This window comes from Alicyclobacillus fructus (genome assembly GCF_017329605.1).
Taxonomy (GTDB): domain Bacteria; phylum Bacillota; class Bacilli; order Alicyclobacillales; family Alicyclobacillaceae; genus Alicyclobacillus; species Alicyclobacillus fructus.
On sequence record NZ_JAFMTY010000008.1, the window covers coordinates 48,247 to 65,182 of the forward strand.

Consider the following 16,936-nt stretch of genomic DNA (forward strand, 5'->3'; position numbering starts at 1 on the left):
GCCGAACCGCGCACCGGTCTTCTCCCTACCTCTTTCTCCATCTTATCAGAATCCATAGGAAATATCCACTAGAAAGGCGAAGCGGAGGGGCTCGCCGCCGCAAACCTCTCCGCTCCGCCGCGCATGGTAAGTCTGAGGGATAGATTCCTAAGGAAGAGGCGTCCTCCCACGCATCACGGGAGCGAGACGCTCGCCGTCGGCACACGCCTCACTCCTTCGAGCGACCCTGCGCCGCGTCAAGCTCGAATGACGTCTTGTGCAGGCGCACGTTGGGATTTTTGTCGAGCAACCACTGCATGGCGAATTCGGTCTGGAACAAGAGCACGGTGCGTCCGTCGCGATCGCGCACGACGAGCGTCGCGTAGCGGTCGAACTGCAGGCTTTCCACAGGTTGCTCCGAGTCCAGCCACCGGGCGAACTGGTACGGCAACCGCACCAGCTCGACGTCGACGCCGTACTCGTGCTTCATGCGGTAGACGAACACGTCGAATTGAAGCTGACCCACCGCCCCGAGAATCAGGTCCTCCGTACGGTTGGCCTGGCGAAAGACCTGCACGGCGCCCTCTTCCGAAAGCTCGGCAATGCCCTTGTGAAATTGCTTGTACTTCATCGCATTCGGCACGGACACCCGCGCGAAATGTTCGGGCGAAAACGACGGCAAAGGCGGAAATTCGATAGCGCCGCGCTCGGCGAGCGTATCGCCGATGCGAAAGATGCCCGGATCGTGAATGCCGATGATGTCGCCCGCATAGGCCTCGTCCACCGTCTCGCGCTCTTGGCCGAAGAACTGCTGCGGCTGCGTCAGCGCGATGCGCTTTCCGGTTCGCACGTGGGTCACGGTCATGCCGCGCTCGAACTTGCCGGAGCAGATGCGGACAAACGCGATGCGATCGCGGTGCGCAGGGTTCATGTTGGCCTGGATCTTGAAGACGAATCCGGTGAAGACGGGATCGCCCGGGTGAAGGGTGCCTGCGCTCGTCTCGCGCGGCCCTGGCGCGGGCGCGAACTGGATGAACGACTGCAGGAACGCGGCCACGCCGAAGTTGGCAATGGCGCTGCCGAAGTACATGGGCGTGAGCTTGCCCTGGCGCACGAGATCGGCGTCGAACGCATCGCCCGCGACGTCGAGCAGCTCGATGTCTTCCTTGAGCTTTTGCCAAAGCGGTTCGCCGAGGATTTCGGCGAGGGCCGGATCGTCCAAATCCGGCACGTCGACGGACGTCATCTCCTCCGTCCGGCTCGTGAACCGCTCGAACCGCCCTTCCATGCGGTGATAGATGCCCTGAAAGTCGGGCCCCATCCCGATGGGCCACGTCACCGGACAAGAGCGGATGCCGAGCACGCGCTCGATCTCCTCCATCAGCTCGAAGGGGTCTTTGCCGTGGCGATCGAGCTTGTTGATGAACGTGAAGATGGGGATGCCGCGCATGCGGCATACCTCAAACAGCTTGATGGTCTGGGGCTCGACGCCTTTCGCCGCGTCGATGAGCATGACCGCACTGTCCGCGGCGGCCAGCGTCCGGTATGTGTCCTCGCTGAAGTCCTCATGGCCCGGCGTATCGAGCAGGTTCAGGCGACAGCCCATGTAGTCGAACTGCAGAACCGTCGAGGTCACCGAGATGCCGCGCTGTTTCTCAATCTCCATCCAGTCGCTCGTCGCATGCCGCCGCGCCTTCCGCCCCTTCACGGCGCCCGCCTCGCGGATGGCCCCGCCGAACAACAGCAACTTCTCCGTCAACGTCGTCTTCCCCGCGTCAGGGTGCGAGATGATGGCGAACGTTCGACGGTTCGCATAGGCCCGGCCCTCTTCGCGGACAGCCTCCTGCCTTTCCACTTCCACCGCCATGTGTATCGCGCCCCGTTTCGTCCGAAATGTCAAACCCGCTGTATCACTGATGACCCAAGACCGGATGGGGCACGTAGTTCTCCTCCAGTTCGGCGATCTCGTCCGGCGTCAACCGAAGCTCCAGCGCCGCGACCGCGTCCTCCAGGTGATGAAGCTTCGTCGCCCCGATGATGGGCGCCGTGACGTACGGCTTCGACAGCACCCACGCGAGCGCGACCTGCGCCATCGGAACGCCGCGCCGCTCCGCCACCGCCTTCACGCGCTCGACAATCCGGCGATCGCTCTCCTCGGTCAGCGCGTACAGCTTCCTGCCGAACTCATCGGTCTCCGATCTCGCGGTGCGCGTATCCCAGTCCCGGGTCAAACGGCCGCGGGCGAGCGGGCTCCATGGGATGACGCCAATGCCGTCCGCCTGGCAGAGCGGCATCATCTCCCGCTCTTCCTCGCGATACAGCAGATTGTAGTAATTCTGCATCGACACAAACTTCGTCCAGCCGTGCAGTTCGGCCGCATGTTGCAGCTTCAGGAACTGCCACGCGTACATGGACGACGCGCCTATGTACCGCGCCTTTCCGGCTTTGACGACGTCGTGAAGGGCCTCCATCGTCTCCTCGATCGGCGTATTCGGATCAAACCGGTGGATCTGGTACAGATCCACGTAGTCCGTCCCCAGCCGACGCAGGCTGTTGTCGATCTCTTCGAGGATATGCTTGCGCGAAAGTCCGCCGCCGTTCGGACCCGGCCGCATCCTGCCGTGTACCTTCGTGGCGATCACGACCTCATCGCGCCTGACAAAATCGCGAAGCGCACGGCCGAGGATCTCCTCGCTGGCGCCCAGCGAGTACACGTTCGCCGTGTCAAAAAAGTTGATGCCGAGATCCAAGGCCTTGCGGATAAACGGCCGGGCCTCCTCTTCGCGCAGCACCCAGGGATGCGTGCCTCGCTGCGGATCGCCATAGCTCATACATCCGAGGCAGATGCGGGAGACTTCGAGCCCGGTTTTTCCCAGACGCACGTATTGCACGTCGCCCACTCCTCTCACACGTGTTGAGAGATGACGCTCATCTTGTTGAACGGATAGACCACAAATTGCGCTTCGCCGACAATCATGGAGCGCGGCACGAACTTATGCACCCAGAGCCTGCTGTCGTCGGAGATGGGCCGGTTGTCGCCCAGCATGAAGTAGCACCCGGACGGCACCTTCCAGGTTCCGACGACCGTTCCGTTGTACTTTGAAATATCCGGATTGTTCTCAATCAACTTCTTGCCGTTGATGTACACGGCATTGGACGTCACGGTCACCGTGTCCCCCGGCAGGCCAATCACGCGCTTCACAAACAGCTCGCTCGGATTGTCCGGCCAATGAAACACGACGACTTCCCCGCGATGAATGGGACCAAGCTCCGTGGCCAACTTGTTGACAATCACGTACGCGAAGTTCCGGGAGCTCGTCGCAGGGATGGTGGGGTACATTGAAGCGGACGGCACCCGAGCGGGGCTCACCACCCACAGCCGAAGCGCCATCGCAATGGCCACGCCGATGAGAATCGGCAAAAACAGGCCCGAAAACCAATTGCGCTTCGGCCTTTCTTCCATCGGTTGTCGCTGTTCCACACTGCCACTTCCCTGCTCTGTCATGTCCGAAGCTGCGCGGAAGCCCGCCTCGGCAGTCGACCAACATTATACGATATCCACATGGGCTTCACATCGAGAACCTCAATCGAGCACCACGCCGTATGCGCTTCCGTCGGCGGCAATCACCGCGTCCGCGCTCTGTGAAGGCACGAAACTCGTTCCTCGCGGCGCCCGCGCGATTCGGCCCGCATCGTCCTCCAGTTCCAAGCGGCTCACCTCGTAGACGCGGCCGGCGTGATCGACCACCAGACGTGAAGCGGGAACGGGCGCGGGCAGTCTGCATATCGTCGACCACGAATGGCCGTCAAACGCGCGGACGGCGACCGCCTCGCCCGCGGCATTGAGCGCCGCGCAATAGACCGTGTTGCCAGCCCCGCGAATGAGGGCTACCCGGGATGCTGCAAGATGAAGCAGCCCGCCGCGGTAGGTCCAGAGCTCCTGATGCGCGTCGACGACGTACAACGTGAGATTGGTCGCCCCGTCGTACGCTTGGCGGATGGACAAGGTACCCAACGACTCCGCGTACATGTGTTCGTTGGTGTCGAAGTAGTACACCTCGTTCCCCTGCGATCCGGAAAAGATGACGTAGAGATCGTTCGTGTAGCCGCTCCAGGCCAAGGCACGACAGGTCATGCCGGCGGGCGGATCGAGCGATGCCACGTATCTCGGCACATGGTTCCACACGTCGTACGTCTCGAGCACGCCGCCGCCGGTCAGGATGAGAAGCAGCCTGTCGCTCGCCCATGCCGCGGCCGAAACGCCCGAGGAAAAGGACAAGTCGGCGATCGCCCGCCCCGTCCGCAGGTCGAAAACGCGGATCTCCCCGCTCGGCTCGAGTGCAAAGGCCGCAAGGCGGGACGGACTCGGCGCCCACGCCCGCACACGCGTCCACTCGATGCCGCTCCCTCGTAGGGAGACGCGCGCGACCGGTTCGGGTGCCGGCTCCCGGACCACCACGGTTCGCCATTGAATCGGCGGATGCTGTGCGCGCGCCGCCGCCTGCGCTCCCCACAGCACAGCCGCCGTGCCGAAGATGAATATCCCGCAGATGCCAAGCCGTTTGAGCTTCACACGCCTACCTCTTTCGCGCTATTTGACGATCACGGCCGTCCCAATATACCGCTCGCCCAGAATGTCCGTGGGCTGATTGATCAGGCGGCCGTCGTACACAAGCGTCGCGGACGAGCCGCCGTCCAGATTCGCCGCGGTGACCGCGCCGAGTGAGATCATGAGCCGCGCGATATCGCCGAGGCTCGCGCCGATGTCGGCGGGCCCCGTGAGTTCCCGGCCGTCCGTCACCATCAGGATGACGGTGCCATCCGCCGTCTGACCGATGGCCGTCCGCGGCGCATACCCCCAGTCCCCCGCGCCCTGGATCTGATCCACGCCATGGTCGACAAGCGTCGGCCCGAACATGAGCGCTTGCGTGACGTGCATTGCCTGCAACTGGGCGAGCGTGTACGTCCCGGAGATGAGCCGCCCCGACGCGGTCAAGCCGATGATACTCTCCGGCCCGCTCGCGCGCCTCAGCACGCGCCCGTTGCTGATGACAATGCCTTGGACGAGCCCCCCGGTCCCCTGCCAGTTGGTATCCGTGAACGACCCGCCGTTCACGCCGGCGACGGCGTGCCAGTCGTTCACAAACTGCTCGACCGTCTCACCCACTTCGCCCGGAAAACGGGTCTCGACGATCTCGACACGGCGCGGATCGCGCACCCAGAGCACGTACGCCGTGAAGTTCGGCTCGTGGATGACCGAGAGGCGGATGCCCGATGGCGGCGACTGCGGCTTGTACAGCGGCGCGCCAAAGACGGGCGCGTCCAGGCGCGGAGCGGGACGCGCAGGGCTCGCGACGCGGACGACGCGATCCCGTTCCACGGGCTTCGGCGCGTTCCAGCGGTACACAAAGGCAGCCACAAAGCCCACAAGGGCCAAATACATGGCCACGGCGAGAACTGCAATTCGCTTCCTCGCGATCACGCCCGCTCATCCTTCGCTCTGCCATGCTTTGAGAGACACGGTTGGGTCATGCATCATTTCGCCAGCCAGCGAGTCAATCCCTGCCCGGCCGCACGGCGGATCCTCGAGACGGCGAGGCGCGCGGGGCGGCCTGTCGTCACCCTCGCGCGCCAGCGCTCATTTCTTCTTGCCGAGCTTCACCCGCAGCTTCTCGCCCGGAATCCGCTCCTCGCGCTCCTCTGTCGGCAGCGTTTTGTTCGCGTCGTTGTGCAGCGGCTTCGACTCGTGCCTGCTGTTGGACATGTTCATCCCTCCTTCGGCGTTAGTATGGCTCGCATTTGCAGAACGTCGCAGGGATGCACACCCGAATGTCAAACTCATGAGTGAAGCTTTCGCAAAAGACTCTTCGTCCTGAAGGAGGCCGTGTTGATGTCCACCGCGGTGTACACGCTTGAATCGAACCACATCGTGTATTCGCTCTCGCCAGCTCACCCTCCCGCACTCGCCGTTCCGGACGGCGCCACCGTGCGCGTCGAGACGTGTGATTGCTTCGAGAACCAAATCCAGCGCGAGGATCAGGATTTCGGCACCCTCGACTGGAACCGCATCAACCCAGCCACCGGCCCCATCTACGTGGAAGGGGCCATGCCGGGCGATCTCCTCGCGGTGCACATCCTGGACATCGAGCTCGCCAAGCGCGGCATCATGACCACCGGGCCGGGCCTCGGCGTGCTCGGCGCGCATCTTGCCCAAAACGCCATCCGCTTCGTCGAGATCGACCACGACCAGGTCGTCCTGCCCGGTGGCGTGCGCACAGCTCTGCGGCCGATGATCGGCGTCATCGGCGTGGCTCCGGCGTCCGCCCCCGTGCCCTGCGGAACGCCGGGCGATCACGGCGGCAACATGGATTGTACGCGCATCACCACCGGCGCCGTCCTGCTGCTCCCGGTCTCCGCGCCGGGCGCGCTGTTCGCGCTCGGCGATCTTCACGCGGCGATGGGCGACGGCGAAGTGGGCGTGTCCGGCGTCGAGATCGCGGGCCGGGTCACCGTCCGCCTGCAAACGGTGCGAGGCGCGGACTGTCCGGCGCCGATGGTCGTGTCCGCGCGCGATGTGAGTATCATCGCATCCGCGCCCACGCTCGACGAGGCGGCCGAGGCGGCGACGACGCGCGCGGCGACGTGGATCGCGAAGGCCGGCCACGTCAGCCTGGCTGACGCATGCATGCTGCTCAGCGCGGCCGGTCGGCTTCGCATCTGTCAGGTGGTCGACCCCCTAAAGACGGCGCGGATGGAAGTCGATCGCGACCTTTTGCGCCAACTGGGCATTCAGCTTCCCGTTTGACGGCTGATCGACGGCTCATCGACCAGCCCGGCACAGGCCGCGCTGGTCGATTTGTCATTTTATCTAACATAAATACTTGATACTTCTCCGTCGTTGGCCGCATAATGGAATCCAACATAACGTACAGGCAGGGGATGGTCGCCTTGTGGACGCTGATGCGCCGACATCGAGAGGTGGAGGGCGACACGGGTGCCCCTCTCCCGCTCGTCCAGGAACTGCTTGCGGCCATCCGCGTGACGGCCGACCGACTGGACGCCACCACCGCCGCCGTCTCCCATGCCCTTCGCGAGCTCGCCTCGCTCGCGGAGCGGACCGAGTGGACGGAAACGCGCACATGCGAACGGGCGACGCTCGCCGTCGCGGAACTCGATGCCTCCGCGTCTCATGTGCGCTCCGCACTCCAGACCTTCACCGGAGCCCAAACCTCCATGCAGCGCATATTGGGCCGCGCCCAAAGGCTGGAGTCGCGCGTGCCGGAGTTGGTGGATCGCGTCACGCAAGCCTTGCGAACCATTCGCCAACTGTCGGCCGTGATCGAGGAAAACAACCGGCGCGTGTCCGATATGCTCACTAGCGTGGATCACATTCGCGCCGTACACGAAGCCATCCGCGAGATCAGCGAACAGACGTCGCTCATCGCGCTCAACGCGACCATCGAGGCCGCGCACGCGGGCGATCACGGCCGAGGCTTTGCCGTAATCGCGGACGAGATTCGCCGGCTCGCGGACCAGGCCAAGCAAGCGCTTCGCCACAGCTCGAGCCACTTTGCCGAGATCCGCGCCCAGGTGGACGCGCTCGCCGCCATCGGGACGGAAGCCGGGGCCGTCTCTCGGCTCGGAGACGCCGCCCTGGGCGACCTCGAACAATTCTTCTCCACGATGCGCACCGAGATCGCGGATATGGCGTCGGATGCCGGGACGACGCACGCGGAGGCTACGCATGCCTTCGGGCACCTGACCGACGCGGAGCGCGGCGTCAGGCAGGCACAGGCTTCAATGCGCGAAGCCGCGGACGATCTCGTCGCCCTGATGGCCGAAAACGCCGCCAGCCGCGAGCAGGTCGAGCGACTGAAGGAGATTTCGTCCCACCTGCAGGCCACCGCTGAGGAACTGTCGGCCGAGATCGCAGAGTTCGGAGCATTCCTGCCCAATTCAACCGCGGCGCCCGTTCAGGACGACCTGGACGACTTGAAGCGCGAGCTCCAATCCATCAGCGACGATACGCGCGATTTGGAGACCGAAGGCGAGGCGCTGAAGCAGAAGTTGCTTGAGGTCAAGCGCAGGCGCGGATTGGATGCCATTTGGGCAAATCGCGCGGATGGATCGTTCCTCTTTTCGGATCCACCAGCGGGCCTCGTGAACGCGTCGCAAAGGCCCTGGTTCCGCGCGGCGCTCGCGGGCCACCCGTCCATATCCGAGCCGTACATCTCCGCCCAGAGCCGCAGGCGATGCATCACGGTCAGCGTGCCCATCGTGCATGACCAAAAAGTGGTTGGATGCATCGGGGCGGATGTGTATATTTAGAGAAGGGAGAGCGATCCAGCGGTCAAGGTGGTGCGAAGAGATTGCTGCATTTCGACAGGCGCCTGCTGCGCGAGCGAAACCTGTGGATTTTGGTGTTGGGATCTCTGTTTTCCGTCGGCGGCGATAACGCCTATTTCACGATCCTGAGCTGGTACACGCTGACCATCACCGGATCGCAGCTCGCGCTGGGCACCACCATGACCCTTGCTTCCGTTCCGCGCGTCATCTTCATGTTGGTCGGCGGCGCTATCGCGGATCGGGTCAGCCGCAAATGGATCATGGGCCTTTCCCTCGCCGCTCGGGCCGCGGTGCTGGTGGCCTTCGCCGCTCGCATCGCCCTTGTCGGTCCGCGAGCCCCGCTCTGGGCCATCGACCTGATGGCGGTTTTATTCGGCGTGATCGACTCGTTTTATTATCCCGCCACGTCGTCCATCGTGCAGACGGCCGTGTCCGAGGAACACGTGGCTCAAGCATCCAGCATCGTGCAGACCGTGCAGCAGGCGAGTACGGTCGTTGGGCCGATTCTTGCGGCCGTCCTCCTGGCGCAGCGCGACTATCGGCTGATGTTCATTGTCGTCGCTTTTGTGTTTGCTGTTGCCGCGGTGACCATCTTCTGGCTTCGCCTCCGCGTGCATGCGGGCCTCGACGCGCAGGTTGAGGGCGTATCCGCAGTGCTGAAGGATATTGCGGACGGCCTCCGGTTCGTGGCGAGCATACGCCTTCTCCTCATCGTCATGTGCCTCAGCCTCGTCGTCAATCTGTTCTGCATCGGCCCCTTGAGCATTGGCGTGCCTGTGATGATCCGCAGCCGGGGATGGAGCGGCGCCGTGCTCGGTGAGTACCAGTCGGCGCTCGGCATCGGCTCGATCGTCGGAGGCGTGATCGTCGCGCTCCTCAAGGGATTTCAGGGCAAGCTCATCTGGATCGGCATGTGCGGGGCGCTCATGGGCCTTGGCATGGCCACCGTCGGATACTGGCAGGCGCCTGCCGCAGGCATGGCGGCCCTCGGCCTGGTGGGCATTCTCATGAGCATTGTCAATATCCCGTTCCTCGCCTTCCTGCAAAGTACCATTCCCGAGGAAAAACTCGGGCGAGTGATGTCGGTTCTTATGCTGGTGAGCGTCGGCTTCACGCCCATCAGCTATGCCCTGTCCTCGTGGATTTTGCAACAAGGCGTCGCGCCCGAATTGCTCTTGTTGGCCTGCGGCGTCGGGGTGGCCGCCGCCTTCGCCGCCCTATACGCAACCCCGGATTACCGGCACATTGAGACGCACCCCCTCTTGGCCAAGCAACATCCCCTTCGCGTGAAGCGCCCGGCCAAATGAAACAACCGTGAAGCCGGAGCCTCACGGTTGTTGGGCCTTTGCGTCGCGCAAGTCCGCTTGCACATCGGCGAGCTGCTCGTCGAGCCTCGCGACGGCCTGGGGATTCGACGATCCCGCTGCGCCCTGCACGGCGTGTTCCGCTTGAACCAATGCCCGCTCCGCAGCCGCAAGCGTGGCGTCATGCGTGTGAGACAGCGCCTGTTTGACGGCCCGCTCCGCCTGCGCCAAAGCATTGGAAGCCTCCGTCACCGGCGTCTGCTCCTTGGTGGACTGGATGTCCTTTCTCACCGCCTGCTTCCCCCCTCGCTGCTTAGCATGCCCAGAATCTCCGCATCCGCGTCACCGGACCGGTGGCGAGTGAAGGATGAAAGCCAGCACAAATTGTACAGACTTCTTACAATCGTTTCACAAAAACGCAAATTGCCCTTCAAACGAAGATCTCAAGATGGATAAACCGGCCGGGGCAACGGAAACGCCCCGGCGCGTCCTCACGGCGACAACACCCCGCCACTATCGCGCCACGCCCGAAATCCGCCATACAGCGTGATGTCCTCGCGGCGCGGCGCGCCGGCCTCGCAGACGAATCCCATTACGTCGCGGCCATCCGACAGTCGGACTTGCCCCAGTGCCAGCGGATGCCTGACCCGCGCGAGAAATGCTGACCAAGCGCGCTTGGGCAACCGCCACAGTTCGATCTCCACCTCCGCACCATCGCCCGTTCGCACGAGGCCTGGTTTCACGGGATCCGTGTCCAACAAGTAGAGGCGATACAGAGGAGCCGTGCGGGCCACACCGACAAATTCGGCTCCAAGTTGCACGAGTTCATCATTGAGCGGCATGCCGCGCATGTGCAGGCCGCAGACCGCGAGCAACTGCCCTTCACTCCACGTCTCCGCGACATCGTCGTCGAGATCGCCCCACCACTTGGCCGCCAGAAGCAACTCCGCCTCGCGATCGCCTGGAACATACAGAGATATGCCGAACGGCGAGCCGCCGGCGGTGCCGGCGGGCAGCGACAGACCCGCAAAATGAAGCAAATTCGCATGATGCGTGTAGGCGCCAAGCGCTCTATTTGTGCCAAACGGGTCTTGCCGCGCCTCCTCCCGCGTCCACGTGCCGCCGACCGTCGGCATGAGAAGAACAGCGCCGCGCAGCTTCTCGGTCACGGAGCGGCGCAGATCCACGAGCCGATGTTGTGCGCGAAACAAATCGCTCGCGAGGCGATCCCGGCCGGACTCGAGGATGGCGCGCGTGACGGGCAGCACAGCGTCCCGATGAGCTTCGACAAACGCCCCGAGACTCGCCCACCGCTCCGCGATCCACGGGCCGTCGTACAACATGGCGCTCGCCTCGTCGAGCTCGGGCAGGTCCATCTCCACCACCGGAACTCCCGCTTCCTGCAGCCTCGCCACAGCAGCCGTCCAAGCCTTGCGAAATTCGGCCGCCTGAGTCCCAAACCAGGCGTCGAGCGATCGCGGCACGACCGCCCGCTCGGGCGCCGACGCCGCAGCGGGCGCCGGCGCGATGATCTGCTGCACGAGCGCGGCGTCCGCCACGGAGCGAGTGAACACGCTCACGCAGTCGAGGGTCCGGCAGGCAGGCACCACTCCCTCGTTCGGCCACCCGCCGACGCGCGGTTTGTAGCCGACGATGCCGTTCAACGCCGCCGGCACGCGCCCGGATCCCGCCGTGTCCGTGCCCAGCGCAAAAGGCACCACGCCGAGAGCCACCGCGACCGCCGAGCCGCTCGACGAGCCGCCGCTCACCCACTCGGGCCGCAGCGCATTCGCCACCTCGCCGTACGGACTGCGAGTGCCGATGAGCCCGGTGGCGAATTGATCCAGATTCGTCTTCCCGACCGGAATGGCACCAGCCTGCACCAGTCTGTCGACCACCGCGGCGTGGGCGCCCGGTTCATACGCGAAAGCCGGACAGGCCGCCGTCGTCGGCATGCCCGCGACGTCGATGTTATCCTTGACGGCGAAGGGGATTCCCCAGAGCGGTTTCCGCTCCATTTCCTCCGGCCGAAGCGCCTCGAGATAAGGTTCGATGGCCTCCCACGACGGCGGCGTGATCCAGACGTTCCATGCGGCGTGCGATTCTGCCTCTCGGAGGAGAGCGCTCATCACCTCCGCAGGTGTCCTCAGTCCCTTTCGATACGCTCTTCGCAACTCGGCCACCGTCGCCATGGTCAAGCCGACACCTCCTCAATGCCCACGATGGGCCCCCCGGGCCGAAGTTCCTGTCCAGGGCGAACGTGCACCGTGCGGACGACCCCGGCACAGGTCGCTTCCACAGGAAATTCCATCTTCATGCTCTCGATCACGGCGATGGTATCGCCGGGCCGGATCAGCTGGCCCGGTTGCACGTGCACCTTCCACACACTCCCCGGCATCTGCGCACGCAATACGGTCAGGCCGTCCGCCTCTTCGGCCTCCTCCGTCTCACGCCCCACTTCACTGGTGTAGACCGCGAGACCCATGGCCTTCCACCGCTCCAGTTCTTCGTGAAAAGCCCGCTTCTGCCGCGCCCTGAACTGAGCCGTTTCCTCGCGAATCGTCTCGAGAAACGCGAGGTAATCACCGAGATGGAACTCCGTCTCCTCCATCTCGATCTCGTACCTGCCGCGCACGAACTGTTTCCGCATCTCGTCCAGCTCCGCAGGCGTCACGGGATAGAATTCAACCTGATCGAAGAACCTCAACAACCACGGTTTGCCGTCGCGAAACGAACCCTTCTGCCTGAACGTGTTCCAGATCTGCAGGGTGCGGCCGAACAGCTGATACCCGCCGGGGCTCTCCATGCCGTAGATGCACATGTACGATCCGCCAATTCCCACCGCGTTTTCCGGGGTCCACGTGCGCGCGGGATTGTACTTCGTCGTGACCAGGCGATGCCGCGGATCGACCGGCGTCGCGGCAGGTGCACCCAGGTAGACGTCGCCGAGCCCGAGCACCAGATACTTGGCTTCGAAGATCATCCGCTTCACGTCGTCGGTGCTGTCAAGCCCGTTCACGCGGCGCATGAACTCGATGTTGCTGGGACACCAAGGCGCGTCGGGACGAACGTTGTTCTGATAGCGCTCGATGGCAAGCTTTACGGACGGATCGTCAAACGACAGCGGCATGCGCACCCTGCGCGACGGGACGCTCGCGGTCGAAAGGTCGGGCAGGCGGGCGTCGAGATCGAGCACGCGGCGCGCCACCTCTTCACTCGTCATGCGTGAACAATCGAAGTGAATCTGCAAGGACCGAATTCCAGGTGTGAGATCGATCCATGGGATGTCATCCGCAGCTCGGATGGCCTCCATCAGGAGATGAGCCTGAAACCGATAGCGGAGATCGAGTTCCATCTCGCCAAATTCCACAAGGACGTACTCGTCTCCTGCGGCCCGGATGCAGATGGGAAACGCGTGCCCCTCGGATTCGCGCGCGAGGTACGCGGCTTGTGCAGCCTCGGCAAACGAGGCAAAGGGTGCGCTGGGGAGCGGCACGCGGTAGGCCTCGTCAAACCTGGCCGGGTCCGCAAGGCACTCCGCCTGCAAGGCGTCCAGCCGCCGGGCCTGGTCGAGGCTCAGCAGGCGAAAGCGCACGGCATCTCCGGGGCGCAGTTGCCCCACCTTCCACATCTCGGCCGCGGGTACCGTGACGGGGCAGACAAATCCCCCTAGGCTCGGGCCGTCTTGCCCGAGCAGCACGGCGAGATCGCCCGTCAAGTTCAGTGAACCGATGGCGTAAGGATTGTCATGCAGATTGGACGGATGAAGCCCCGCATCGCCGCCGTCCTCGCGCGCCCACTCGGGCGCGGGGCCGGAAAGGCGAATTCCGGTGCGCGAGCTGTTGAAGTGAACGGTCCAGTCGGAAGACGTGAGCATTTCCAAATACGAGGCGGGCAAGAATTCCGGGGTACAGTGCGGCCCCGGGACAACGCCTATCTCCCAAACGCGCCCAAAGGCGGGCGGCTCGATGCCCCGCGCTGTGACTTCCCCTTGCGGCGCGCCGATGCCGATCACGTCCCCCGCGACGAGCGCTCGGCCCCCGTGCCCCCCAAAGCCGCCGAGCGCAAACGTCGCGGCACTGCCGAGGATGCGGGCGACGTCAAACCCTCCCTGGACGCACAGGTACGCGCGCAGCCCCGCCACCGCTTCGCCGAACCGCAGCGTCTGACCGCGGCGAGCGAGCACCGGCTGATAGCGCGGAACCGGCTCCCCGTCCAGCGTCGCGCCCAGGTCCGCGCCGGTGAGACAAAACCACACGTCGTCGCGAAAGGCGTAAGTGCCACCGCGCAAGGTCAGCTCAAGCGCAGGGGCACCTTCCGGGTTGCCGAGAAGCCGATTGCCCATGCGCATGGAAAGTGCGTCCATCGGGCCGGACGGGGGAACGCCGACGTCCCACAGGCCCAGCCGCCCTGGCCAGTCCTGCACCGTTGTCTGAAGGCCGCCGTCCAACACCTCGAGCGCGCGCTCGACCGGTTGGAACGCCTCCAACCACTTCGTGTGCACCTCGCCTGCCGCAAATGACGCCGAGTCCACGATGGCGCGCAGATAGCGCAGGTTGCTCTGGACTCCGTACACCCGCGCCTGCGCCAGCGCCGCACGGAGCCGCTCCACCGCCTCGCCGCGCGACGCGCCGCGGACGATCAGTTTGGCAAGAAGCGGATCGTAGTACGAGCTGACCGTCACGCCTTGGTCGATCCACGTCTCCACGCGCGTGCCCTCGGGCCACACGACGCCGTCCACCCGCCCGGCGCACGGCCGAAACTCGCGCCCCGGATCCTCCGCGTACACACGCACCTGGATGCTGTGGCCGGTGGGCGCAGGCAGGCGCGCCTCCAGGTCCCTGAGCTCCCCCGCCGCCTCCCGGATCATCCACTCGACGAGATCGATCCCGTACACCTCTTCCGTCACGCCGTGTTCGACCTGCAGGCGGGTGTTGACCTCGAGAAAGTAGAACGATGCGGACGACGGATCGTAGAGGAACTCCACCGTTCCGGCGCTCCGGTAGCCTACGGCGCGCGCCACGGACAGTGCCGCCTCGTGCAGGCGCCGGCGCGTCTCATCGGAGAGCACGTGCGCCGGGCACTCTTCCACCACCTTTTGGTTGCGCCGCTGCAGCGTGCAGTCGCGTTCGCCGATGGCCACGAGCTCGCCCTGGCGATTGCCGAAGATCTGGACCTCGATGTGGCGGGCGCGCGGCACGTACTTCTCCACAAACACGCCGTCGTCGCGGAAGTGCTGACCCGCCAATCGCCGAACGCTCTCGAAGGCGTCCGCGAGTGCGTCTTCGCGCTCCACCACGCGCATGCCAATGCCTCCGCCGCCCGCCGTGCTCTTCAGGATGACCGGGTAGCCAATGTCGGCGCACACGCAGCGGAGTTCTTCAAGGTCGCGGACGAGATCGGTCCCCGGCAAGAGCGGGACGCCCGCCCGCCGCGCCACGTCGCGCGCGACGTGCTTGTACCCGAACTTCTCAATCTGCTCGGGATCCGGGCCGATGAACACCAGCCCGCGCTCGGCGCACTGCCGGGCAAAGGTCGCGTTTTCGCTCAGAAACCCGTAGCCGGGGTGAATGGCGTCGGCGCCCGACTGCCGCGCAGCGTCGAGGATCTTCTCCGCGTTGACGTACGAGTCGTGCACCGGCCCTTCGCCAATCCAGACGGCCTCGTCGGCGAGATCGACGTGCAGGCTGTCCTCGTCCGCCGTGGTGTACACGGCCACCGATGCAATCCCCATCTTCTTCAGCGTGCGTATGATGCGTACCGCGATGGCGCCGCGGTTGGCGATCAACACTTTCCGAAACATCGGCATCCCCCTCGCTGACGAAGTCGACTCCACTCAGACCCCGCGCCGCCAGATGACGATCTCGACCGGCGTCGGGTTGTATGCGTTGCACGGGTTGTTGATCTGCGGGCAGTTGCTCATGAGCACGATGACCCGGCTCATCGCTTCCATCTCCACGTAGCGGCCGGGGCCCGAGATGCCGTCCGCGAATTCCAGCCCGCCGTCGGGCGTCACCGGGACGTTCATGAAGAAGTTGACGTTCGGGGCGAGATCGCGCTTCGCGAGGCGCGGCTCGTGCATGGCGATCTGCAGCATGAACGTGTCCCGGCAGTTGTGCATGTGCACCTTGTCGTGGCCGTAGCGCACGGTGTTGCTCTGGGCCGAGCACGCGCCGCCCAGCGTGTCGTGTCGGCCGCAGGTGTCCTCGACAATGCGCACGAGCGGCCGTCCGGACTCGGTGAGGAGCACGGACCCGGTGGTGAGATAGATGTTGCCCTGCGCCGCGATGGTCATCGCAGCGCTGTAGTGGTCGTAGGGGCGGTCCGCGTCAAAAAACAGCGTGTCGACGGCCTGGTTGCCCTCGAGATCCACGATGCGAAGGATATCGCCGGGCTGGAGCGTGCACATGTACCCTTCCCCGCTGGGAAGCACGAGGCGAGTGTCGGCCGTCACGACGTCGCGATCGCGGTCAAATGCTAGAGATGGCATAGGCATCCTCCTCGCAGGAAACGTGTAGGGTCGGGACAAGCGGGATCCCTTTATCGCAACAGCGCGTAGAGCCATGCGGTGTTCTCCATGGCCCGGCGGGCCTCTTCCGTCTTGAGACGTGGGTCCAGGGGATCCGTCGGTTCGTCCGCATACACCGCGAGCGTGAGGGGCACCGACGGATACGGGCGGCGCGAGTCCAAGGGGTGCGGCGTGTTGCTCAGGATGACCGTGACGTCCATCTCCATCCGCAGCCCCACCTCGCTTCCCTTCGGCGCAAATCCAGGGACGAAGTGCATCCGACCGGACTCGTCGCACCACACCTTCGAGAACAGGTTGAGCGGCGGAACGAGATCGCCCGCGTCCAATCCATTGCGCACGAGCTCCTTCACGGCATTTTCGTAGCCCGAGCGGAGCATGGCGTTGCGATGGCGTTGAAAGTTGGTCTCGCCGTAGCGTCGATCCACATCCGACCTGGTCTGCACGCCCGAGAGCGGATCGTGCCAGCCGACCGTGTCGTGCACAACGGTGGCCATGGCGCGTCCCTCATCGCTCATCAGCACATCGTGAAGGGCAATTTTCGCCGTGTGCTGCGCCTTCAGCGTGTCAGGGAGATTCAGGCGTTCCGCCGGATGATCCGCGCGATACAGCCAGAGCGCGGCGTTCGCTCCCTCCCCTTCGGCGCGCACCACCAACCGCTTGCCCCGCCCAATGCGCATGGACCAGCGTCCCCCGGCCGGGATGGAGAGGGTGTAAAGAGGCGTGAACGAAGACAGGCCAATGGACATGTTCTCGTTCCTCCTTGAACTTTCAAATCTTT

General features: G+C 64.6%; 14 protein-coding genes. 3 read left to right on the top strand and 11 right to left on the bottom strand.

Annotated elements, in window-relative coordinates; translation table 11 throughout:
• Positions 1 to 208: 208 nt before the first annotated feature.
• The 6 genes from J3481_RS05695 to J3481_RS14825 all read right to left on the bottom strand — a co-directional run bounded on the left by J3481_RS05695 (position 209) and on the right by J3481_RS14825 (position 5,743).
• The gene (locus tag J3481_RS05695) at positions 209 to 1,846 is read right to left on the bottom strand and encodes a peptide chain release factor 3 (RefSeq protein ID WP_206830314.1); all 1,638 of its coding nucleotides are present in this window, start codon (positions 1,844 to 1,846) and stop codon (positions 209 to 211) included.
• 43 nt (positions 1,847 to 1,889) lie between these two features.
• Positions 1,890 to 2,870 carry an aldo/keto reductase gene (locus J3481_RS05700; protein ID WP_206830313.1) on the bottom strand — a complete coding sequence of 327 codons (981 nt, stop codon included), beginning with the start codon at positions 2,868 to 2,870 and terminating at the stop codon, positions 1,890 to 1,892.
• A gap of 14 nt (positions 2,871 to 2,884) precedes the next feature.
• Entirely contained in the window at positions 2,885 to 3,460 is a 576-nt protein-coding gene (gene lepB, locus J3481_RS05705) for a signal peptidase I (RefSeq protein WP_328702012.1), read from the bottom strand.
• Positions 3,461 to 3,562: 102 nt separating this feature from the next.
• Positions 3,563 to 4,552 carry a WD40 repeat domain-containing protein gene (locus J3481_RS05710; protein ID WP_206830311.1) on the bottom strand — a complete coding sequence of 330 codons (990 nt, stop codon included), beginning with the start codon at positions 4,550 to 4,552 and terminating at the stop codon, positions 3,563 to 3,565.
• Positions 4,553 to 4,570: 18 nt separating this feature from the next.
• Entirely contained in the window at positions 4,571 to 5,461 is an 891-nt protein-coding gene (locus J3481_RS05715) for a phosphodiester glycosidase family protein (protein ID WP_206830310.1), read from the bottom strand.
• Between the two features lie 156 nt (positions 5,462 to 5,617).
• Complete coding sequence (locus J3481_RS14825; RefSeq protein WP_008336890.1) at positions 5,618 to 5,743, bottom strand: hypothetical protein; 126 nt, start codon at positions 5,741 to 5,743, stop codon at positions 5,618 to 5,620.
• Positions 5,744 to 5,881: 138 nt separating this feature from the next.
• Between J3481_RS14825 and J3481_RS05720 the strand changes: the two genes are divergently transcribed.
• The 3 genes from J3481_RS05720 (at position 5,882) to J3481_RS05730 (ending at position 9,632) form a co-directional block, all read left to right on the top strand.
• On the top strand, positions 5,882 to 6,784 hold the full coding sequence (locus J3481_RS05720; RefSeq protein ID WP_206830375.1) for an acetamidase/formamidase family protein: 903 nt from the start codon (positions 5,882 to 5,884) through the stop codon (positions 6,782 to 6,784).
• 143 nt (positions 6,785 to 6,927) lie between these two features.
• Positions 6,928 to 8,307, top strand: coding sequence for a methyl-accepting chemotaxis protein (locus tag J3481_RS05725; RefSeq protein WP_206830309.1), 1,380 nt, complete (start codon positions 6,928 to 6,930; stop codon positions 8,305 to 8,307).
• Positions 8,308 to 8,348: 41 nt separating this feature from the next.
• The gene (locus J3481_RS05730) at positions 8,349 to 9,632 is read left to right on the top strand and encodes an MFS transporter (RefSeq protein WP_236011262.1); all 1,284 of its coding nucleotides are present in this window, start codon (positions 8,349 to 8,351) and stop codon (positions 9,630 to 9,632) included.
• A 21-nt stretch (positions 9,633 to 9,653) separates the two neighbouring features.
• On the opposite strand, the gene J3481_RS05735 is transcribed toward J3481_RS05730, so the two are convergent.
• From J3481_RS05735 to J3481_RS05755, 5 genes are all read right to left on the bottom strand, one after another.
• The gene (locus J3481_RS05735) at positions 9,654 to 9,920 is read right to left on the bottom strand and encodes a hypothetical protein (protein ID WP_206830308.1); all 267 of its coding nucleotides are present in this window, start codon (positions 9,918 to 9,920) and stop codon (positions 9,654 to 9,656) included.
• Between the two features lie 200 nt (positions 9,921 to 10,120).
• Complete coding sequence (gene atzF, locus J3481_RS05740; RefSeq protein WP_206830374.1) at positions 10,121 to 11,821, bottom strand: allophanate hydrolase; 1,701 nt, start codon at positions 11,819 to 11,821, stop codon at positions 10,121 to 10,123.
• A gap of 2 nt (positions 11,822 to 11,823) precedes the next feature.
• On the bottom strand, positions 11,824 to 15,432 hold the full coding sequence (gene uca, locus J3481_RS05745; protein ID WP_206830307.1) for an urea carboxylase: 3,609 nt from the start codon (positions 15,430 to 15,432) through the stop codon (positions 11,824 to 11,826).
• Positions 15,433 to 15,465: 33 nt separating this feature from the next.
• Positions 15,466 to 16,119, bottom strand: a complete 654-nt coding sequence (locus J3481_RS05750; protein ID WP_206830306.1) for an urea amidolyase associated protein UAAP2 — start codon at positions 16,117 to 16,119, stop codon at positions 15,466 to 15,468.
• A 50-nt stretch (positions 16,120 to 16,169) separates the two neighbouring features.
• Positions 16,170 to 16,904 (bottom strand): urea amidolyase associated protein UAAP1, encoded by a 735-nt coding sequence (locus tag J3481_RS05755; RefSeq protein WP_206830305.1) that lies wholly within the window; start codon positions 16,902 to 16,904, stop codon positions 16,170 to 16,172.
• Between the last annotated feature and the right edge of the window lie 32 nt (positions 16,905 to 16,936).

Coding starts and splice junctions, on each gene's coding strand:
- J3481_RS05695 (WP_206830314.1), bottom strand. CDS start 1,846: ATGGCGGTGGAAGTGGAAAGGCAGGAGGCTGTCCGCGAAGAGGGCCGG.
- J3481_RS14825 (WP_008336890.1), bottom strand. CDS start 5,743: ATGTCCAACAGCAGGCACGAGTCGAAGCCGCTGCACAACGACGCGAAC.
- atzF (WP_206830374.1), bottom strand. CDS start 11,821: ATGGCGACGGTGGCCGAGTTGCGAAGAGCGTATCGAAAGGGACTGAGG.
- uca (WP_206830307.1), bottom strand. CDS start 15,432: ATGTTTCGGAAAGTGTTGATCGCCAACCGCGGCGCCATCGCGGTACGC.
- J3481_RS05750 (WP_206830306.1), bottom strand. CDS start 16,119: ATGCCATCTCTAGCATTTGACCGCGATCGCGACGTCGTGACGGCCGAC.
- J3481_RS05755 (WP_206830305.1), bottom strand. CDS start 16,904: ATGTCCATTGGCCTGTCTTCGTTCACGCCTCTTTACACCCTCTCCATC.